Annotated in this window: 17 protein-coding genes; 11 read left to right on the forward strand and 6 right to left on the reverse strand. The window is 31.0% G+C overall.

All coding sequences use genetic code 11. The features are described 5' to 3' along the window. Nucleotides 1–121: 121 nt before the first annotated feature. Together pepT and Ctaglu_RS01215 are read left to right on the forward strand one after the other, a co-directional pair. Nucleotides 122–1,348 carry a peptidase T gene (pepT, locus tag Ctaglu_RS01210; RefSeq protein ID WP_124997224.1) on the forward strand — a complete coding sequence of 409 codons (1,227 nt, stop codon included), beginning with the start codon at nucleotides 122–124 and terminating at the stop codon, nucleotides 1,346–1,348. A 353-nt stretch (nucleotides 1,349–1,701) separates the two neighbouring features. Continuing rightward, a complete protein-coding gene (locus Ctaglu_RS01215) occupies nucleotides 1,702–3,012 on the forward strand; it encodes a S1C family serine protease (RefSeq protein WP_124997226.1) in 1,311 nt (436 codons plus the stop codon). Nucleotides 3,013–3,125: 113 nt separating this feature from the next. Here Ctaglu_RS01215 and Ctaglu_RS01220 read toward each other — a convergent pair whose 3' ends face one another. Continuing rightward, nucleotides 3,126–5,126, reverse strand: coding sequence for a fructose-1,6-bisphosphatase (locus Ctaglu_RS01220; protein WP_124997229.1), 2,001 nt, complete (start codon nucleotides 5,124–5,126; stop codon nucleotides 3,126–3,128). A gap of 209 nt (nucleotides 5,127–5,335) precedes the next feature. Between Ctaglu_RS01220 and Ctaglu_RS01225 the strand changes: the two genes are divergently transcribed. Next, nucleotides 5,336–5,734, forward strand: a complete 399-nt coding sequence (locus Ctaglu_RS01225) for a CoA-binding protein (protein WP_124997231.1) — start codon at nucleotides 5,336–5,338, stop codon at nucleotides 5,732–5,734. A 66-nt stretch (nucleotides 5,735–5,800) separates the two neighbouring features. On the opposite strand, the gene Ctaglu_RS01230 is transcribed toward Ctaglu_RS01225, so the two are convergent. Continuing rightward, entirely contained in the window at nucleotides 5,801–7,465 is a 1,665-nt protein-coding gene (locus Ctaglu_RS01230; protein WP_124997233.1) for a SulP family inorganic anion transporter, read from the reverse strand. Between the two features lie 366 nt (nucleotides 7,466–7,831). On the opposite strand from Ctaglu_RS01230, the gene Ctaglu_RS01235 reads away from it, so the two are divergent. The 4 genes from Ctaglu_RS01235 (at nucleotide 7,832) to Ctaglu_RS01250 (ending at nucleotide 11,771) form a co-directional block, all read left to right on the forward strand. After that, complete coding sequence (locus Ctaglu_RS01235; protein WP_124997235.1) at nucleotides 7,832–8,842, forward strand: MarR family transcriptional regulator; 1,011 nt, start codon at nucleotides 7,832–7,834, stop codon at nucleotides 8,840–8,842. 279 nt (nucleotides 8,843–9,121) lie between these two features. Beyond that, nucleotides 9,122–9,691 carry a LemA family protein gene (locus Ctaglu_RS01240; RefSeq protein WP_124997237.1) on the forward strand — a complete coding sequence of 190 codons (570 nt, stop codon included), beginning with the start codon at nucleotides 9,122–9,124 and terminating at the stop codon, nucleotides 9,689–9,691. A gap of 10 nt (nucleotides 9,692–9,701) precedes the next feature. Beyond that, nucleotides 9,702–10,541 carry a TPM domain-containing protein gene (locus Ctaglu_RS01245; RefSeq protein WP_124997239.1) on the forward strand — a complete coding sequence of 280 codons (840 nt, stop codon included), beginning with the start codon at nucleotides 9,702–9,704 and terminating at the stop codon, nucleotides 10,539–10,541. Nucleotides 10,542–10,826: 285 nt separating this feature from the next. Next, on the forward strand, nucleotides 10,827–11,771 hold the full coding sequence (locus tag Ctaglu_RS01250; protein WP_124997241.1) for an ROK family protein: 945 nt from the start codon (nucleotides 10,827–10,829) through the stop codon (nucleotides 11,769–11,771). 86 nt (nucleotides 11,772–11,857) lie between these two features. Here the strand turns inward: Ctaglu_RS01250 and Ctaglu_RS01255 are convergent, their stop codons facing one another. After that, nucleotides 11,858–12,469 (reverse strand): DUF4230 domain-containing protein, encoded by a 612-nt coding sequence (locus Ctaglu_RS01255; protein ID WP_124997243.1) that lies wholly within the window; start codon nucleotides 12,467–12,469, stop codon nucleotides 11,858–11,860. Between the two features lie 277 nt (nucleotides 12,470–12,746). Between Ctaglu_RS01255 and glgP the strand changes: the two genes are divergently transcribed. From glgP to Ctaglu_RS01270, 3 genes are all read left to right on the forward strand, one after another. Continuing rightward, on the forward strand, nucleotides 12,747–14,366 hold the full coding sequence (gene glgP, locus Ctaglu_RS01260) for an alpha-glucan family phosphorylase (protein WP_124997245.1): 1,620 nt from the start codon (nucleotides 12,747–12,749) through the stop codon (nucleotides 14,364–14,366). A gap of 119 nt (nucleotides 14,367–14,485) precedes the next feature. After that, nucleotides 14,486–15,319, forward strand: a complete 834-nt coding sequence (locus Ctaglu_RS01265) for a hypothetical protein (RefSeq protein ID WP_124997247.1) — start codon at nucleotides 14,486–14,488, stop codon at nucleotides 15,317–15,319. A gap of 27 nt (nucleotides 15,320–15,346) precedes the next feature. After that, the gene (locus Ctaglu_RS01270) at nucleotides 15,347–16,723 is read left to right on the forward strand and encodes an MATE family efflux transporter (protein ID WP_233439647.1); all 1,377 of its coding nucleotides are present in this window, start codon (nucleotides 15,347–15,349) and stop codon (nucleotides 16,721–16,723) included. Nucleotides 16,724–16,770: 47 nt separating this feature from the next. Here Ctaglu_RS01270 and Ctaglu_RS01275 read toward each other — a convergent pair whose 3' ends face one another. The 3 genes from Ctaglu_RS01275 to Ctaglu_RS01280 all read right to left on the reverse strand — a co-directional run bounded on the left by Ctaglu_RS01275 (nucleotide 16,771) and on the right by Ctaglu_RS01280 (nucleotide 18,922). Next, nucleotides 16,771–17,880 (reverse strand): branched-chain amino acid aminotransferase, encoded by a 1,110-nt coding sequence (locus Ctaglu_RS01275; RefSeq protein ID WP_264166403.1) that lies wholly within the window; start codon nucleotides 17,878–17,880, stop codon nucleotides 16,771–16,773. A 151-nt stretch (nucleotides 17,881–18,031) separates the two neighbouring features. After that, on the reverse strand, nucleotides 18,032–18,175 hold the full coding sequence (locus Ctaglu_RS24965; protein ID WP_185732558.1) for a hypothetical protein: 144 nt from the start codon (nucleotides 18,173–18,175) through the stop codon (nucleotides 18,032–18,034). 108 nt (nucleotides 18,176–18,283) lie between these two features. Next, a complete protein-coding gene (locus tag Ctaglu_RS01280; RefSeq protein ID WP_124997251.1) occupies nucleotides 18,284–18,922 on the reverse strand; it encodes a RusA family crossover junction endodeoxyribonuclease in 639 nt (212 codons plus the stop codon). Between the two features lie 258 nt (nucleotides 18,923–19,180). Between Ctaglu_RS01280 and tsaD the strand changes: the two genes are divergently transcribed. Then, nucleotides 19,181–20,203 (forward strand): tRNA (adenosine(37)-N6)-threonylcarbamoyltransferase complex transferase subunit TsaD, encoded by a 1,023-nt coding sequence (gene tsaD / locus Ctaglu_RS01285; RefSeq protein WP_124997253.1) that lies wholly within the window; start codon nucleotides 19,181–19,183, stop codon nucleotides 20,201–20,203. Nucleotide 20,204 lies beyond the last annotated feature (1 nt).

Consider the following 20,204-nt stretch of genomic DNA (forward strand, 5'->3'; position numbering starts at 1 on the left):
TATTTTTGAAATGTAAAAATGTCTTATTATCAATGTTTAAAATTTGGACTTATTGTAGTATAATGTAAATGTATACAATAAATAAAATCAATTAGGTACATGAAAATAAGGAGATGGGTGTATGTCAAAAGTTGTAGAAAAATTTTTAAAATATGTAAGCTACGATACTAAATCTGATGAGGAATCAACTACCGTTCCAAGTACAAATGGTCAAATGATACTTGGCAAACAATTAGTTGCTGAATTAAAGGAAATGGGTATACAAGAGGTAAGTATAGATGATAATGGGTATGTAATGGCGATTATTCCGTCAAATGTAGAAAAAGATATACCAACAATAGGATTTATAGCACATATGGATACTGCTCCAGATATGTCAGGAAAAAACGTTAATCCTAAATTTGTTTACAACTATGACGGAGAAGACATAATATTAAATAAAGAAAATAATATAGTATTATCCCCAAAAGATTTTCCAGAGCTCAAGAATTATATAGGAAAAACTCTTATAACTACAGATGGAACTACACTACTAGGAGCTGATGATAAGGCTGGAATTTCTGAGATAATGACTGCTGTAGAATATTTAATGGAAAATCCTGGCTTTAAACATGGTAAGGTTTGTATTGGATTTACACCAGATGAAGAAGTAGGACGTGGGGCAGATCTTTTCGATGTGAAAAAATTTGCTGCAGATTTTGCATATACTATGGATGGCGGTACTATTGGGGAATTAGAGTCTGAAAATTTTAATGCGGCAGGAGCAAAAATTTCTATTCATGGCAGAAATGTTCACCCAGGTTCAGCAAAAGGAAAAATGATTCACTCTACACTTATAGCAAACGAATTTATGAATTCATTGCCATCAAATGAGACACCAGGTACTACAGAAGGGTATGAAGGATTTTATCATTTAATAGCTCTTAATGGAGAGGTTGAAGGAACAAAACTTCAATATATCATAAGAGATTTTGATGCTGAAAGCTATGAAAATAGAAAAACATTTATCAAAAATATAGTAAAGACGCTAAATGACAAATACGGTACTGGAACTGTTGAAATAGAAATAAAGGACCAGTATTTTAATATGAAAGAAAAAATAGAGCCAGTTAAACATATTGTAGATACAGCATTTTTGGCTATGAAGCAGGTAGGGGTAAATCCTATAATGGTACCTATTAGAGGCGGTACAGATGGTGCAAGGCTTTCATTTATGGGACTGCCTACACCAAATATATTTGCAGGTGGACATAATTTCCATGGTAAATATGAATTCATACCTACATTTGCTATGGAAAAAGCTGTTGAGGTAATACTTAAAATAGTTGAACTATATGCTGGTAAATAATAAGACATGTGAAAAGCAATAACAACTCAATGATGAATTGTGGTTAAATAGTGAAATCATTATATTTTATATAATAATTTCACTATTTTTTTATAAATACAAATAATTGTGTATACTAACCAAAGAGTAAATAATAAATAGTGTTTTAAAAATGTACAATATTTATTAAAGGTTTGTTAATAAAGTTGACACTAAACTGTAACATATAAGTATTAATATATACTTAAAGGTAAAATACAAGCAGAAATTCAAAAAGGAATATAAATATCCTATTTACTATAATTTAAAGTTAGATAAGAGATAATAACTTTTATATACCTATAGAAACCAATTCCAATAAGGAGGTAAATAATATGAACGAAAATAATAATAATGATGTAACAAATGAAAATAATAATTGGGGTGAGAATATAAATCACTCACAGGAAAATATTAATCCTGAGCAAAATGTAAATGTAACTAAAGATGTGCTTAGTGAAAAACAAAGTGAAACCTTGCGTCTACAAGTAGAAGACACTAATTATACTGAAATAAATGATAAAAATGTGAAAAAAGATAAAGGCGGCATGAGAAAAAGGATAGTATCATATATAATAGTAGGTGCGATATGCTCTACACTTGGAGGTGTAGGCTCTGCTGTTGTTACGATGAATATGATGAAAAATGCAAGCACTACTAATACACCCCAAACAACTGCTACAACGGTTGCTAGTAATTCAAAAGCAAAGCTTATACCTGCCAGTAGTACAGAAAATTTAACTGTACCTGAAATTGTAAAAAAGGTAAGTAAGGCAGTAGTTGCAATTTCTACCAATAGTACGAGTGTAAGTAGCGCGGTTAGAGGGCAGGGTACTCAGCCAGAAGGTGTGGGTACTGGTATGATATTTAGTGAAGATGGATATATTTTAACTAATTATCATGTTATAAGCGGAGCACAGAATATTAAAGTTATGCTTAGTGATGGACGGGAAGTTTCTGCAAAAATAGTTAATTATGATGCTGCAGCAGATGTGGCTGTAATTAAATTAGCAGATGGAACTAAGGTTCCGGGTGTTGCTGAATTTGGAGATTCAGATAAGCTTGAAGTAGGAGAATCAGTAGTAGCAATTGGGAATCCCTTAGGAAAAGAATTTTTAGGATCTGTTACTACAGGAATTGTTAGTGCAGTTAATAGGCAAGTAAGCATTGAAAATAAAGATTTGAAATTTATCCAAACAGATGCAGCTATTAACCCAGGGAATAGTGGTGGTCCACTTGTGAATACTAAGGGGCAAGTTATAGGAATAAATACTGCTAAAATAGGTCAAGAAGGTGTTGAAGGATTGGGTTTTGCAATACCAATTAATACAGTAAACCCTAAAATCGATGCTTTAATTAAACCAATCCTTAATATTGGAATTTCTTGTAGAGACATAACCGCAGACATTTCTAAGCAATACAATATTCCAGTAGGCGTGTATGTTTCACAAATAAAAGAGTTTAGTGCTGCAGAAAAAGCCGGGATAGCACCTGGGGATATTATTGTACAGTTCGATGGCAAAAAGATTAAAACTGTGGATGAACTAAATAAGATTAAAGGTACACATAAGGCTGGTGATGTAGTTAAAGTAGAATTAGTTAGAGATAGTAAAACAATAAAAGTAAATTTAACACTTTCTGTTTAAATTAAAGCCACTTAGCGCAATATGCGTTAAGTGGCTTTAATGGCATTCTTAGAAGGTCACTCACCTATTTCTGTAGGTGAGTGATGATTATACTGTATTTTGCAGAAAGTTATTTATAGAGTTACCCGTTGTTCTTTAATAAGGCCTTTTCTATATGCTGTAAGAAGTAGCTCTAAATCTTTAATTTGATCCTTAATTTCCAGGCCTACATCAGTATCTGTTACACGAATACGATTCGTAGATTTTTCTAAAACTATAGTAGAAGAAAGAATATCCTTCCCTTCATCGATAGCTTTCTGAGTAGATTCAAAAGGAGCATGGGATGCCAGTAGCAATCCATAGGAATTATAAATAAGAGTATATCCAGCTATGCCTGTCTCTGGTTGATAGGCCTTAGAAAAGCCACCATCAATAACTAAAAGTTTACCATTAGCCTTTATAGGACTTTCACCTTGTTTGGTCTTAACTGGAACATGACCATTTATAATATGTGAATCATTGGGGTTTAATTCAAATTCAGACAATATATTATTACATATTGATTCATCGTCTCTATAGTTATAATATGGGTTCTTAATTTCTTTATGAGTACTTTTGTCATTTATAAAGTACCTTTCAAAGGTAGTCATTTTATCTTTACCAAATAATGGAGAGTTTGAACCGCACCATAAATACCATATGGAGTCTAAGGCATAAAGCTTAGATTCTGAATCAACTTTCCCAAAGTAAGCTTCTCTTGCTATTCGCTCAGTTCGATCTATATAGGATTTTCCGCTATAAGTAACATTGTCTATTTTCATTTTCTTAAAGCTACCATCTGCGTTTAGTGCAATACATCCATGATAAAGCAAGTTGGAGTTGTACTTTAAGTACATACTTCCTTTAGAATATAGAAAACGTACATGTTTTTGAAGCTTTTCACTATTTGAGAAAGAAGATTTAAGTTTGCCTACAAGTTCTCTTTCCTCCTGGGTTAATTTATAAGGGTCTTTTGGATCTATAGTTGGGAAATTAGTATCGTTTAGTATATATTCTTTTCCGTCGATATCTATGGTACCCTTTTCATAGTCTATTTTATGGAGAAGTAATCTGTTTTGCATTTCATAATTAGGGCATCTTTTTATTATAGCGCCTTCAAGTTTAAACTGAATTATAGTAATGGCTTTATGCATTTGAGACATTAAATTAAGGTCATTTTCTCTATAATTATTTTCAGGGAAAAGTTTAGGCTTAAAGGATTTACAGGGGTCATCTTTATAAAAATCTAAAGCGAAGGTTGCTAGTGGCAATAAGTTTATACCATAACCTTCCTCCACAGTATCTAAATTTGCATATCTGGTTGAAATACGAAGAACATTAGCAATGCAACTTTCAGAGCCAGCGGCGGCTCCCATCCAAAGTATATCGTGGTTACCCCATTGTATATCAATAGAGTGGTAGTGCATAAGGGTATCTAAGATTATATGAGCACCAGGACCTCTATCATAAATATCGCCTAAAATATGAAGTCTATCTATAGTAAGCCTTTGAATTAGGTTTGAAATAGCAACTATAAATTCTTTAGCTCTACCAATTTTAATTATAGTTTGAATAATTCCATTGTAATACTCCTGTTTATTAAAGGTGTTTTGTTGTTCGTGGAGTAATTCTTCAATAATGTATGCAAAATCTGGAGGCAGTGCTTTTCTAACTTTAGATCTAGTATATTTAGAGGAGATGGTTCTACAAATTTTAATAAGCTTATGAAGGGTAATTTTGTACCAATCATCTATATCAAGTTCTTCTCTAAGTGCTAGGTCTAATTTTTGTTCTGGATAATATATAATGGTTGCTAGTTCTTTTTTCTCAATTTCTCTAAGTGAATTACCAAAAATATCATTAATCTTTCGTTTGATTACTCCAGAGGCATTCCTAAGAACATGAGTAAAAGATTCATATTCTCCATGAACATCTGTAAGAAAATGCTCAGTTCCTTTAGGTAGATTTAAAATAGCCTGTAAATTTATGATTTCTGTACAAGCATCTGGAATTGTAGGATACTTGCTAGCCAATAACGTAAGGTATCTCAAATCTTCTTCTATAGTATCAACTGGTGTCTCACTAGAAAATATCATTTTTGACTCTCCTTTATAACTTTCATGATTTTATTTGTGTAGCCTATTTAATATAAAGGCTACACTTAATATTATAATACATTATTATGGAGTATTGTATTATGAAAACAAAATATTTTTTATTTTAATATGGATTAGTTGACAAAAACACTACAAAAGTATAATCTTTAGATAATTATTTAATAAAGCATAAAAAATAGGAGGTATATATGAAAGATATAAAAATTAAAAGTGATGAAATGGTTAAAATGAAGAAGTGGGCATTAATTGGAGCATCGCCAGATGAAAGTAAGTTTGGATATAAAATATTAATGCTACTTAAGAAAAAGGGATATACAGTGTATGGAATAAATCCTAAATACGATGAAATAAATGGAACTAAAATTTATCATTCATTAAAGGATTTACCAGAAGCTGTAGATGCGGTTAGTGTTATAGTAAATCCTAATGTAGCCTTAAGGGCTCTAGATGAAATTATAGATTTTGGAATAGATAATGTATGGTTTCAACCAGGTTCTTATAACCAAGAAGTTTTAGATAAGGCCAAAAATAATGAACTAAATATTGTTTTCCATGAATGTTTATATGTAGAATTAGGTAAAATTTAATTATATGGTTAAAAAAAAAGGTGCACAGGCTCATGCCAGTGCACCTTTTGAATAACTTACAAAACTTTATATTTTAAGTAGTGCATTAGGCTTTTCTAATAAGATATTAGCTCTTTCAATAGCTTCATCAATATTATTGCAGATATTTTCTACTCCTAAAGCGTCTATAAATCCGTATTTACCAAGAACAGTAGTAGGCTGTGATTGAAGATTTAATATTATTAAGTGAGTGTGATGTTTTTTGCAAATACCATAAAGCATTTCTAATGCATGGTATCCTGTGGCATCCATAGCCGGTACATTGGACATTTTTACAATTAATATTTTAGTAGGAATACCTATTTCTCTAATTGCATGCATAAACTTGTCTGCTGCACCGAAAAAGAAAGGACCATTAATTTCATATAAAGATACATTTTCAGGAGTTTTTATGCTATCGATAAGTTCTATTTGATCTTTATCTTCATATTCATCAAGAATATATCGCACATCTGAAACATCGGCCATTCTTTTCATAAATAGTAATGAGGCAAGAAGTAGACCTATCCCTATAGCAATTACTAAATCAAAGAAAATTGTTAATGAAAAAGTAACTAAAAGCACTATAGCATCGCTTTTAGGAGCTTTAAGTATTCGTTGGAAAGCTTCCCATTCACCCATATTATAAGACACTATAATTAATATTGCGGCTAAAGATGACATAGGTACAAGTTTTACATAGGGCATACATACTAGAAGTATCATTAATAGAGCCAGGGAATGAACAATACCCGCGATGGGTGTTCTACCACCATTTTTTACATTTGCCGCAGTTCTTGCTATGGCACCAGTTACAGGAATGCCGCCCACGAGTCCAGAACAAATATTAGCGACGCCTTGAGCCACAAGCTCCATGTTAGAACGGTGTGAACCACCAATCATACCATCAGCTACTACAGCAGATAATAAGGATTCTATTGAACCTAAAATTGCAATGGTTAGAGCTGGAAGCATTAGCTCTTTTATCATAGCAAAAGAAGTATGAGGAAGAGAAATAGCAGGCAATGAACTTGAAATATCACCAAAACGACTTCCAATGGTCTCTATATTCAAATTAAATAAAAGAGTTATTATAGTAGTTAATACTATTGCAATAAGCGTTCCTGGAATTTTTTTATTTATTTTAGGCCAAAATATAATTATTAAAAGTGAAAAAATACCCATAAGCATACTTTGTAAATTTAAAGTGCTAAAACTATTAAAATAAGCACCCCATTTAGGAATAAAGTCTGAGGGAACGGTTTTCATGGTTAGACCAAAAAAATCTTTAATTTGAGTGGAAAAAATAATAACAGCAATACCACTTGTAAATCCAGTGGTAATAGGGTAAGGAATGAATTTTAGCATACCGCCAAATTTAAAAAAGCCCATTATTATAAGAAAGAAGCCTGCCATTATTGTAGCTACGATTAGGCCGTCAATGCCAAATTTCTCAATAATACCAAATACAATAACTACAAAAGCGCCGGTGGGACCTCCAATTTGAACTCTACTTCCTCCTAGTAAAGAGACTATAAAGCCACCCACAATAGCAGTGTAAATTCCTTTTTCAGGAGAGACTCCAGATGCTATGGCAAGAGCTATAGCTAGAGGTAGGGCAATAATGGCAACAATAATTCCAGCAATAAAATCTTTAACAAATTGATCCTTTGAATAGGTTTTTAAACAGGTAAACAGTTTTGGTACGAACATATTTTCACTCCTCTATTTAATTAGTATTCGAATATTAGAAATAAAGTATATTCAAGTATTATTTTACTTGAAATTAGTCATTTCTAATATTATCTTATTATAAATATATTAGTTCTTAAGAAAAAAATCTTAAAAACAATAAAATTATATTTAACTATACGCAATATTAAATACTACATATCATGTATAATAATATCATATTTTGCGAAAAAAAACAATTAGTAATGTGCACTTTATCATAAGATGAAATCCTTTTGTTGATTTGCTATAATATCTTTGGTACAATCTATTAAACAATAGGTAGCAAATGAAAATAGTGATTTATGCAAATAATAACTGGCATATTAGGTCACATAAGGGGATATTATGGAACAAAGTGAGTATTTGTTTAATGTACATTCGTTATATAATCTAGCAAGATACGCTTTTTTGAAAATTGAATCTAATTATGGAAGGATGGTGGAACCTTCTGGTATAACACTACCACAACTTAGGGTTCTTTGGATTATTAAAGTGTATCCAGGAACTTCACTTAGTAATATCGCAAGAATTGGATGTTGGACTTCACCTACAGTTAGTAACATGATTAAGATTTTAATGAATAAAAAGTTGATATTTAAAGAAGAAACTATAAATAAAAAAGTATACAAGTTTCAATTAACAGAAATGGGTAATTGGTTTATTGATATAAACAAACAAGATAAGCAAAAAAAGTTTTACCTTTTTGACTTAATAGGCATATTTTCACATAGTGAATTAGATTTTATTATAGATATTTTTACTAAAATTATCATAAAAGAAAAGAAAGAATTTATTTTCGATTATATTAAGAAGATTAATGAAATGAATTTAAAAATTGATTTCAAAGATTTTGATATAAATACGGTTAGTATTATAAAAAAGACAATTAGTATATATAACCTTCTAAGAACATTCATTTTAACTGTTAAAAGTAATCATAGAGAACCACTTAAGGAATTTAATGTTACGTATCCTCAACTTAGAGCCTTATGGATAATAGCAGCTTTTCCTGGAATTAATTCAAGTGAATTAAGTGAAATTAGTTTTTGGTCACCCTCTACAGTTCATGTGATAGTAAAAAATTTAAATAATAAGGAATTTATTCATAAAGAAAAGGCTTTAATAAAAAATGCCCATTATTTAGATATATCGGAGCTTGGTGAAAATTTGATAATAGAAGACTACACAAAAAATCAAAAAACACTCTTGATATTTGAAGAATTGAAAGATATAAATTCTAAGGATATGTTAAAGTTAAATGGCCTTTTAAGTAAAATGAATAATAGATTGGGAAATCATAAAACAGAGGAATATATAAAAAAGACCTTTGATATTATTAAAAATAAAGCATTTTGACAATTGAAATTTCTAATATAGCCCATGGAGTTGCTGATTTTATTTTTATGGTAACGGGGCTTATTTTTTTTTGCTTTTATTATTACAAAATATTTGGAGTGCTTTGTGGTATATTAAGAAAATATCTTTCTTGAATAATACATAATTTTTAATAATAAATAGCAAATTAGTATAGTATCCTTATACAATTCATAACTTATTATATAAGGGTAAGTTTGATTTAATAATTAAATAATTAACAACTATTATAAATTCTATAAATAGAAAGGTGGTATAGAGATGAATAAAACTTTAAGAACCATTGCAATTGTTGTAGCGATTATTCTAGTAATAACAATGCCTATTATTGGAGGCTACAATAAAATGGTGAGTTTAGAACAAAAGGTAAAGGTGGCAGAAGGAAACATAGATACTCAACTTCAGAGAAGGTCGGATTTAATCCCAAATTTAGTAGAAACCGTGAAAGGATATGCCTCTCAAGAGAAAGATATTTTTATTAAAATAGCTGAGGCTAGGGCAAAACTCGGAGGTGCACAAACTGTAGGGGATAAAGCAAAGGCAGATAGTGAACTTGGTAGTGCACTTTCAAGGCTTTTAGTAGTTGTAGAAAGGTATCCAGATTTAAAATCTAGTGCTAATTTTAGGGATTTAACAGCAGCATTAGAGGGTACTGAAAATAGAATAGGGATAGCAAGACAGGATTATAATAAAAGTGTAGATAATTATAACACCACTATTAAAAAATTTCCAAATACAATCATTGCAGGAATTTTTAGATTTCAAGAAAGAGCATATTATAAAGCTAGTGAATCAGCTAAAGAAGTGCCAAAAGTTAACTTTAGTAAGTAGGGGTTAAATTATGAAGACTTATTTAATTAAATTAACGAGAAAGAAGATTAAACCGAAAAACATTTTGGCGCTTATGATAAGTATATTTTTACTAAGTGGGATAATGGCGATTAATTCAGTAAATGCAGAGATTAAATTTCCAAGACCTACACAGTTAAAATATGTTAATGATTACGCTAAAGTGATAGATGGTGACTCTATGCAATATATTTTGTCAGTAGGTAAGGAATTAGAAGATAAAACAGGTGCCCAGGCTACTGTTGTGGTTATAGATTCACTGCAGGGAGAAACTATAGAATCTTATGCCAATGGTATTTTTAGAAACTGGGGTATAGGGCAAAAGGATAAGAATAATGGATTATTAATTTTATTATCAGTAAAAGATAAAAAATGGAGAGTAGAAGTAGGTACAGCTCTAGAAGGAGCTATTACAGATATATACTCCTCAAGGGTAATGAATGATTTTGCAGTGCCAAAATTCAAGGTAAACCAATATGGACAGGGAATTAGGGCAGCATATTCAGTTTTATGTGATAGTATAGCTAAAGAATATGAAGTGAAGCTAGATAAAAATATTAATGTTCCAAGGTATAGTGAAAGTGCAGAAAATCCAAACATGACTAAAAAGTCCAATGGAATTTTAGTAATAGGAGTTATTGTATTAGTGTTTCTTGATTTTATTTTTAATAGAGGCAGAATAACTAGATTTATAATTACATTACTATTTTGGAGTTCCATAGGTAGACGGGGTGGAAGAAATGGTGGCGGGTTCGGAGGCGGTTCAGGAGGTGATTCTGGAGGCTTTGGAGGAGGGTCATCAAGTGGTGGAGGTTCCTCAGGAGGGTGGTAAGATATTGATTTAGTGGAATATAATAAAAATCAACTAAATTATTGGATTATATTACAGTGTTAATTTTATAAATTTAAAAGTATAATATGAATAGGCATATTAAAAATGTGGCCTCTAGTATCGTGCTAGAGGAATTAAACGTTAAAAAGCAGAAAAACAATTTACTTTCTGCTTTTAAACATTTATAAAATTATATTATACAAATTATCAGAAAATAGACTAGTACTTTGACTAGTTATTTTTTAAAAGAAAAGCTAATTAAAGATGAGAGGATAGGTAAAAATTATGCGCATAGGGATTGATTTAGGTGGAACTAATATAGTTGTAGGTATTGTTACAAATGAAGGGGATATAGTCCTTAAAAAAAGCACACCAACTTTAGCTTCAAGAAGCTCACTAGTAATAATCGAGGATATGGTTAATTTAATATATAAAACCTTGGAAGTCTCCAATATTTCTATAGATGACATTGAACTTATAGGTATTGGGGTTCCAGGATTGGTTGATTATAAGAGCGGAATAATAAAAGAATGTGTAAATTTAGGATGGAAAAATGTAGATATATGCAAAATACTTAAAGAAAAAACTGGTAAAAGAATATTCATAGAAAATGATGCAAACGCTGCAGCTGGTGGTGAGTATTTATTTGGAACAATGAAAAATCATTTAAATTCAGTCTTTTTAACCTTAGGAACTGGTGTTGGAGGCGGAATAATTTTAAATGGTAAATTATATAGAGGGAAAAATGGAGCGGCAGCAGAAATAGGACACATGACAGTAGGAGAAAATTTTTATAATTGTGCTTGTGGTAATAATGGTTGCTTTGAAACCTTTACTTCAGCCACAGGTATAATTAAGTATGCTAAAAAATTGATAAATGAAAATCCACAGGATACATTAATACTTAAAAAAGTAAATGGTTTGGATCAAATCGATGCTAAAATAATTTTTGATTCTGCAAAACAAGGAGATAAATTAGCTAATTTAGTTGTAGAGAGATTTGTTAAATATTTTTCTATAGGAATTTGTAATATATTAAATATCTTGGATGTAACAATGATAGGCATTGGCGGTGGAGTTTCAGCAGCTGGGGAATTTTTTATGGAATTGCTACTAAATGATATTAAAAAACACAAATTGTTTAAAGAAATACCCGTTTGTTACATAAAGATTGCAACGCTAGGAAATGATGCTGGTATTATTGGGGCGGCAATGTTGGACAAACTATAGATTTAACCATATTCTTTTAATCACTATGAAAACTTATTAAATTTGATAAATTTTCATGGTGATTTTTTTTATTTTTTAAATGTGATTTATTTGAAAATTATGGTTACATTTTCAAAACCCATATCCCATAAAATACCTTGTAAAAGCAATTTAGCATTAGTATTAGCGCCCTCTAAAAATCCTGTTTTAATTAAATCACCTTCAACCTTGTTTTTCTGATTGCTGATTTCATTTATCATATCCTGAATACTAAGTTTGTTAAACATTGAGGATTTTTCATCATAAACAAAAAAATCTTCATTATTTATTACATGATCAAGAATTTTAGATTTTTTTAAAGTTATAGTAATATTTTTTTGAAGTACAACAATATCTAAATTTTTCAAATCTACCCCTGCTTTAATATAGCCACTGTATTTGATTAAAAAGGACTTTTCAGTAAAGGGAATGTGGAAATCTTTGATTTTTTTGCTATCTGTTAGAGCTATTATATTAGAATAGCTATATTTTGTTGTGGATAGCTCTGATATTTTTGATAACCTTTCTGCAATAACAGCAGTGCTTATAACTTTATCCTTATTAAAATTGTTTATAATAGAATAAATCATTATTGATGAGATAGTTATACATAATAGTATAATTAAAAAAATAAGTTTATTTTTGCGTTTTATAGGTTTGAAGGCTGATTTTAAATTCATGCTAAAGCAACTCCTTATAATAGTAAAATGATAATATAATATGGCTAATATATTATATGGTAGTTAATAGCATTTCAGAAGAAAAGATCATTACTTGTATAAGTAGGGAAAAATAATTAATAGAAAACATTTCGATGCAAACGGTTGCACTAATTAAAAAAATTATGTATAATAATTATAAAAGATACAATCAAAATAGACTGAAAATTTATTAAGACATGAAAATTAAAATAGATGATGATTTAATATTAAAAAGGATTATAGGAGGGGAAAATTAATGGATAATAATAATCTTCCAAGGGTTGCTTATTTTTGTATGGAGTATGGGCTACATCCAGATTTTAAAGCTTATGCAGGAGGCCTGGGAATACTTGCAGGTGACCATTTAAAAGGAGCTAAAGATTTAAATCTTCCACTTGTGGGAATAGGGCTTAAGTGGAAACAAGGGTACACTGATCAACTTATAGATGAAAATGGAAAAGCTTATGATACATATCATAATTATGAATATGATTTCATGCAAGATACAGGGGTGAAAGTAACTGTTAAGATAAGGGATATAGATGTAGTGTGTAAGGTTTGGAAATTAGAGGAATTTGGAAATAATCCACTATACCTTTTAGATACTGATATACCAGAGAATGGTGATAACTGGATAACTGGACAGTTGTATGGCTGGTTTGGAGAAGAAAGAATTGCTCAAGAAATAGTACTAGGTATTGGGGGAGTTAAAGCTTTAAGAGCCCTAGATATTCCTATAGATGTATACCATTTTAATGAAGGTCATGCAGCCTTAGCCGCTACAGAACTTATAAAAGAAAAAATGCAATCAGGATTTAGTTTTGAGGAGTCTTGGAATAAAACCTGCGAAGAGGTAGTATTTACAACTCATACTCCAATAGTTGAAGGTAATGAATCTCATGAGGTTTCCAAATTAGAGTATATGGGCGCATTTAATGGATTAACTAGGCAGCAAATGATTAGATTTGGTGGAGAGCCATTTAATATGACGGTAGCTGGACTTAGATTATCAAGAAAGGCAAATGCCGTAGCACAGCTTCACAGCTTAACTGCAAATAAAATGTGGAAAACTATTGCTGGAAGGTCTGAAATTATTGGTATAACTAATGGAATTCATAAACCAACTTGGGTAGATGCTCGAATTACTAATGCCTATGAAAACAATGGAGACCTATGGGCAAATCACATAATTGTTAAAAAGGAGCTAATAGGATTTATTAAGGAAAGAACAGGCGCAGAGTTAGATGCAGATAAGTTACTTATTGGATTTTCAAGAAGGGCTGCACCTTATAAGAGAAGCGATTTGATATTTACAAAAGAAGAGATTATATCTCCACTACTAAAAAGTGGTAAAGTTCAAATTGTATTTTCAGGAAAAGCTCATCCCCTTGATGATATAGGAAAAGAAATAGTGGCAAAGCTTGTAAGAATGATGAAGAAGTATCCAAACAGTGTAGTATTCCTAGAAAATTACGACATGAATATAGGAAGAATGCTAACTAGAGGTTCGGATATATGGTTAAACAATCCAAGAAGACCTTTGGAGGCCAGTGGAACTTCAGGAATGAAAGCTGCAATGAATGGTGTGCTTAACTGTTCTATTCTAGACGGTTGGTGGCCGGAAGCTTGCAATGACGGTGTAAATGGATGGCAATTTGGAGATGGACTAGGTCTTGATGATTTGCCAGAAGTGGAATTAGATAAACATGATACGCAGGCTCTTTATGACACTTTAATAAATAGAGTTATGGCTACTTATTATGAAAATAGAGAAAAGTGGGTAGAAATGATGAAAGAAAGCATTAAAACTACAAGCTATGAATTCTCAGTAGAGAGAATGTTAGATGAATACTATAACAAGATGTATATAAAATAATAAAAAAACCATGATAAAATCATGGTTTTTTTATTGTTTTTAATGGGAAATACTAGAATTTACAATGGAGATAAGTTATTATATAGGTAGGTATAGCTACATAAAAGGAGATGAAATCAATGAGGTTATTTGGGCCTACGCATGAAGAGGTATGGAAAATGCTAAGTGCTGATATAGAAGCTGAATTTATTGTTAAAGATTCAGTTTTTAAGAATTACGAAGTTATAAAAAAATTTCATGATTGGATTATTGTTTTAGATACTTATAATTCACATAGTAGAAATGAGCCTGTATATACTAGAGTTTATTGTGTGTTTTTAAATAAATCTGGTTTTAAATTTAAGGTGTTTGGAGGTCATTTTAATAATTATTTTCCTAACTTTTTTGATATGCAGGATATAAAAGTAAATTATGATGATTTAAGTGATAAATTTATTGTTAGAAGTAACAGTGATGTGGCTATTAAAAGATTTTTACAGAATAACACTATTAGGGAATTAATAAACACTCAATTAGATATAGTATTGGAAATAGTAAGTGAACAGGTATGTCAATCTCCTGCCAAGACTGAAAGTACAATTAGCGTTAAAATTCCTGGGATAATTAAAAATAATGAGGTTCTAAAAGAGTTATTTGAATTAATTGGAGAAAGCCTTTTAGAAATTGAAAATATAAATAATGAGTTTGAAAATTTACAATTCAATAATTTCACTCATTTTGATGTAATCAAAAATAGTGTGAAAAATACTATTTTTGAAAGTGATTCATATACTAAGCTTAGCAAAGACATAATTGATAATGTAAATAAGGTTATAGATAATACAATTCATCACCAGTCACATATAAAAGATGCAGGAGGCAGGGACCTATTAGTAAGAAAAAAAATTACAAATAAAAATGGAACTAACGAAATATCTTACACAGAAAATGGCAATAAAGAAATAAAAAAATAGTTGATGATGGCAGTAAGGGGGAGCAGTTTGGGGGAAAAAGAGAAAATCAGCGATAAAAAACAGGTTCGTAAAAAAATCTATTCCATGATTTTACCTATAACTATTGAAAATATTCTGCAGATGACAGCCGGATTTGTTTCTATGGCAATGATAGGGCGTATCGACGCTATTGCAATAGTATCTCTAGGACTTAGTGCAAGAATCACACAAATTATATGGGCCTTATTTAAGGGGATAACAACAGGTGGGGTTGTATTTGTAGCACAAGCTTATGGTTCAGGCAATTCTAAAAAGGTTAAGCATGTTATTCAACAAACGCTCTTATCTTCAATAATCTTAGTTTTTATGTTCCAGCAACTTGTATACTGGAAGGCCTCATTATTACTGGAAATTTTCAATCCGAAACCAGACCTGTTAGCTAATGCAGTAATATATTTAAAGATAGTATCCTGGGGTCTACCTTTTATGGCCATAATGCTTGTAGTGGCAGGAGTACTGCAGGCTACAGGAAATGCCAAAACACCAATGAAAATAGCATTAATAATGAATTTAACTAATATTGTTTTTAGCTTTATACTTATATTTGGTAAGCTTGGTATGCCTGCTTTGGGAATTAGAGGAGCTGCCATTGCTACAATAATTGCACAGTTTACTGGCGCTATCCTTGGTATTTATGTGTTATTTAATAAATCTGGTATATTGTATTCATTACTTAATAGAAAATTCTTTAAGTTAGACTTAGTACAAATTAGTAAAGTATATAAAGTAGGAATGCCTACAGCCTTAGAGTCAATATTTTGGCAAATATCTGCTATAATTTTAACAAGAGTCATATTATCTTATGGTGAAGTAGCTATGGCATCTTATCAACTTGGACTTCAAGCTGAATCAATTTCTTTTATGCCAGCCACGGGATTTGGAGTTGCAGCCACAGCATTTATTGGTCAGGCAGTGGGAGCCAAAGATTCTATGCTTGGGAGAAAATACATGAAAGAATTGCTTAAAGGTTCAGCTATGATTACTAGCGTAAGTGCTTTTATATTAATATTTTTTCCGGAATCAGTTATGAGACTGCTTACAAATGATGTAAAAATCATAAAAATGGGAGTAATATACTTAATAGTAATGGGACTTGTGCAACTTCCTCAAAATATTGCAGGAGTTTTTAATGGAGCTTTAAGAGGTGCTGGATATACAAAGGTACCCATGATTGTAGCCGGTGTTGGAATTTGGGTAATAAGAATTCCTTTATCACTACTTTTAACATATAAATTTAATATGACTATAAATGCTATATGGGTAGTTATGGGACTCGACTTAGTGGTGAGATTTATTTTGAGCTTAACTTTATATAAAACAAGAGATATTTACAATAATGAATTGGTTTTTGAGGATAAACAATAAAAGGTTTACCAATATAAAAATTGGTAAACCTTTTATTGTACTAATTATTATTTTACTTCTACAATCCATCCTTTTGGAGCTTCTACGTCCCCAAATTGGATTCCATAAAGAGTATTATAAAGTTTTGTAGTAACTGGACCTACTTCTGTCTCACTGTGGAAAACATGAAGTTCATTCTTATACTCTATACCACCGATAGGAGATATTACAGCAGCAGTACCACATGCGCCTGCTTCTTTAAATTCAGAAAGATTGTTAATTAGAACATCTCTTTCTTCTGTTTTCAATCCTAAATATTCTTTTGCAACGTGTAATAGTGAGTATTTAGTTATACTAGCAAGTATTGATGGTGATTTTGGAGTTACAAATACATCATCATTAGTAATTCCAAAGAAGTTTGCAGCACCAACCTCTTCAATTTTAGTATGAGTTGCAGGATCAAGGTAGATACAGTCTGCGAATCCTTTTTCTACAGCTTGTACATGAGCTAAAAGACTTGCAGCATAATTTCCTCCAACTTTTGCAGCGCCAGTTCCGTGTGGTGCTGCTCTATCAAATTCTTCTGAAATCATAAAGTTTACTGGAGACATTCCACCTTTGAAGTAAGCACCTACAGGGCAACAGAATATGCCGAATAAAAATTCAGGTGCTGTTCTTACTCCAAGATTATCACCAATACCTATTACGTAAGGTCTAAGATAAAGTGTTGCGCCAGTTCCATATGGTGGAACGTAAGCTTCATTTGCTTTAACAACTTGAATACATGCATCAATAAATTTTTCAACAGGTATTTCAGGCATAAGAATACGATTACAACTTCTATTGATACGTTTAGCATTTTCATCAGGTCTAAACAGTTGAATTTTACCATCCTTTGTACGATAAGCTTTTAAGCCTTCGAAACATTGTTGTCCATAATGAATAGCTGTTGAAGCCTCACTTATAGTAATATTGTTATCTTCAACTAGATTTCCTGCGTCCCAATTGCCATCTTTCCATATTGAAACATACCTTAAATCTGTCTTCATGTAATCAAAACCTAAATTATTCCAATCGATATTAACATTTGTTTTCATATGAATCCTCCTATTATGTAATTTTTTTTTGAAACTAATATATATGTAATATATGAGTATTATAACATAAAATGTGGACATGTCACATTATTATTAGCAATTTAATAAAATAAATTCAGAATATTTTTAAAATGAATAAAAAGTTGCATTAATAGAATTTTCAATTCATTAATGCAACTTTTTATTCATTTTGTGATTTTTAGTCATTGTTTTATTGTATTGTTATAAATTATTACTCTAATCCTTCAGGATTATTTTTTTTATCCTGAAACTTATTATTATGCATATTATTTAAAGATTCAAAACTCGTACTGTTTTCCATGTTATTTATAGCCTCATTAACCTTTTTGTTCTTAGTTTTTTTATTTCTGTTCATGAGTGATGTCTCCCTTCATATTTTGCGATATTTATATTAATAGCATAGCCATATTTATTGGTATTATGTATATATGAAGAGGGACAGTTTATTCCATTTTGAAATTTATTAAAATAATTTTTTGAAGCAGGTTTTGCAGAGCGAAGTTTTACCTTTGTTTGCAGAAATACAGTTATCCTTTAATACTGATTTTCCACATATTTCACATATGAGTTTTGAGGAGCAGCTATTAACCACCACAGAACTTGATTTATTAGCTTTAGAACCTATTATTTTTTTCTTATTTGAAGGTGGATCATAATTAATAGGTTGCGTCTTCTCTTTCTTTTCAACTATTGAGTAATTCATAGCATAGGTACTTTCACCAAAAAGCTCTAATTCGAATCTGGGATTTTCTGTATCATAAAACTCCTCAATAATGAGTCTTGTAACTTGGGCATCATTTACTATAAGTCCACTTTTCTCTATACCATCAAAGATACTTTTTGTTATGTTGTTTGTGTCCGGATGTCTTTTTATACTTTTATAATATACCTTTAGAACAGCAATAAGAGATTCTGTTAAAAAAATATTGGAATTTTGAATTCTACATTGATAAGCAATTTCTTCTTCATATAAAGCATATCTATCATGGTATTTGCCAGAATTATAAGGCAAAATAGCTCTTCCATTCATGTTGAATAGTTTAAAATTAGATTTTGAAATAGGCGAGCCTTTTATTATGACCTTTGCATAGGTGTTACTCATATTTTCCCCCTAGAATCTATTTCCAATAGATGATAATTATTAGTCTTAACTTAATTTTCTATGATATAATCACATACACAATTATATCATAAAGTATAGATACTCAGTAAGGACACTTAAAAATGCATATAAAGATTTGAAAAGCTAAACTCAATAAAGTATAATTAATTTGTGTTATTAATAGATACGAACATTTTTAGAAGGCTTATGAACACAGCTGGAAAATTATATAAACTATATTAAAGGTGGGTAAAAATAATGGAAAAGAAGATTAAAATACTTGCAATAGAATCGAGTTGTGATGAGACAGCGGCAGCTGTGGTAGTTAATGGTCGCGAAATTTTATCAAATATTATTGCATCACAAATAGATATACATGAAAAATTTGGAGGCGTTGTTCCAGAAGTGGCATCTAGGAAACATATAGAAGTAATAAGTGCTGTAGTTCAAGAGGCTTTAGATGAAGCTAAAGTTACATTAGATGATATAGATGCAATAGGAGTAACTTATGGGCCAGGGCTAGTTGGAGCACTACTTGTAGGTGTTCAATATGCTAAGGGACTGGCATATGCAACTAATAAACCATTAATTGGAGTTAATCATATAGAAGGTCATATTAGTGCTAATTTCATTCAATATAAGGAGCTAGAGCCACCATTTGTATGTTTGGTAGCTTCAGGTGGGCATACATTTGTTGTATATATGAAAGATCACGGTGAGTTTGAAGTTATGGGTCAAACTAGAGATGATGCAGCGGGAGAAGCCTTTGATAAGGTGGCTCGTGCTATTGGACTTGGGTATCCCGGTGGGCCTAAAATAGATAAAATAGCAAAACAAGGAAATGCAGATGCTATAAAATTTCCAAGAGCTAATTTTCATGACAATAGCTTAGATTTTTCCTTTAGTGGAGTTAAATCTTCGGTGCTAAATTACCTAAATAAAATGAACATGAAAAACGAGGAGATTAATGTACCTGATGTGGCAGCATCTTTTCAAAAGGCTGTGGTTAATGTTTTGGTTCATAATGCCTTAGAGGCATGTGAAATAAAGGGTGTAGATAAGATAACGATAGCTGGTGGGGTAGCATCAAATTCTTGCCTTAGAGAAACTATGATAAAAGAAGGGCAAAAGAAAAATATAAAAGTTTTGTTTCCAGAAATGGTGCTTTGCACTGATAATGCAGCTATGATTGGAAGTGCAGCTTACTTTGAATTAATTAGAGAAAGAGTTTCTGGTCTAAAACTCAATGCAATACCAAACTTAAAACTTGGAGAAAGATAGG

The organism is Clostridium tagluense (assembly GCF_003865095.1).
Classification (GTDB): domain Bacteria; phylum Bacillota; class Clostridia; order Clostridiales; family Clostridiaceae; genus Clostridium_AD; species Clostridium_AD tagluense.

Excerpts from the sequence above, each read along its gene's own strand:
- Ctaglu_RS01240 (WP_124997237.1), top strand. The coding sequence starts at position 9,122 with ATGAATAAAACTTTAAGAACCATTGCAATTGTTGTAGCGATTATTCTA.
- Ctaglu_RS24965 (WP_185732558.1), bottom strand. The coding sequence starts at position 18,175 with ATGAACAGAAATAAAAAAACTAAGAACAAAAAGGTTAATGAGGCTATA.
- Ctaglu_RS01245 (WP_124997239.1), top strand. The coding sequence starts at position 9,702 with ATGAAGACTTATTTAATTAAATTAACGAGAAAGAAGATTAAACCGAAA.
- Ctaglu_RS01220 (WP_124997229.1), bottom strand. The coding sequence starts at position 5,126 with ATGATATTTTCTAGTGAGACACCAGTTGATACTATAGAAGAAGATTTG.
- Ctaglu_RS01235 (WP_124997235.1), top strand. The coding sequence starts at position 7,832 with ATGGAACAAAGTGAGTATTTGTTTAATGTACATTCGTTATATAATCTA.
- Ctaglu_RS01215 (WP_124997226.1), top strand. The coding sequence starts at position 1,702 with ATGAACGAAAATAATAATAATGATGTAACAAATGAAAATAATAATTGG.
- Ctaglu_RS01225 (WP_124997231.1), top strand. The coding sequence starts at position 5,336 with ATGAAAGATATAAAAATTAAAAGTGATGAAATGGTTAAAATGAAGAAG.
- Ctaglu_RS01265 (WP_124997247.1), top strand. The coding sequence starts at position 14,486 with ATGAGGTTATTTGGGCCTACGCATGAAGAGGTATGGAAAATGCTAAGT.
- Ctaglu_RS01230 (WP_124997233.1), bottom strand. The coding sequence starts at position 7,465 with ATGTTCGTACCAAAACTGTTTACCTGTTTAAAAACCTATTCAAAGGAT.
- Ctaglu_RS01275 (WP_264166403.1), bottom strand. The coding sequence starts at position 17,880 with ATGTCCACATTTTATGTTATAATACTCATATATTACATATATATTAGT.
- tsaD (WP_124997253.1), top strand. The coding sequence starts at position 19,181 with ATGGAAAAGAAGATTAAAATACTTGCAATAGAATCGAGTTGTGATGAG.
- glgP (WP_124997245.1), top strand. The coding sequence starts at position 12,747 with ATGGATAATAATAATCTTCCAAGGGTTGCTTATTTTTGTATGGAGTAT.
- Ctaglu_RS01280 (WP_124997251.1), bottom strand. The coding sequence starts at position 18,922 with ATGAGTAACACCTATGCAAAGGTCATAATAAAAGGCTCGCCTATTTCA.
- Ctaglu_RS01255 (WP_124997243.1), bottom strand. The coding sequence starts at position 12,469 with ATGAATTTAAAATCAGCCTTCAAACCTATAAAACGCAAAAATAAACTT.
- pepT (WP_124997224.1), top strand. The coding sequence starts at position 122 with ATGTCAAAAGTTGTAGAAAAATTTTTAAAATATGTAAGCTACGATACT.
- Ctaglu_RS01250 (WP_124997241.1), top strand. The coding sequence starts at position 10,827 with ATGCGCATAGGGATTGATTTAGGTGGAACTAATATAGTTGTAGGTATT.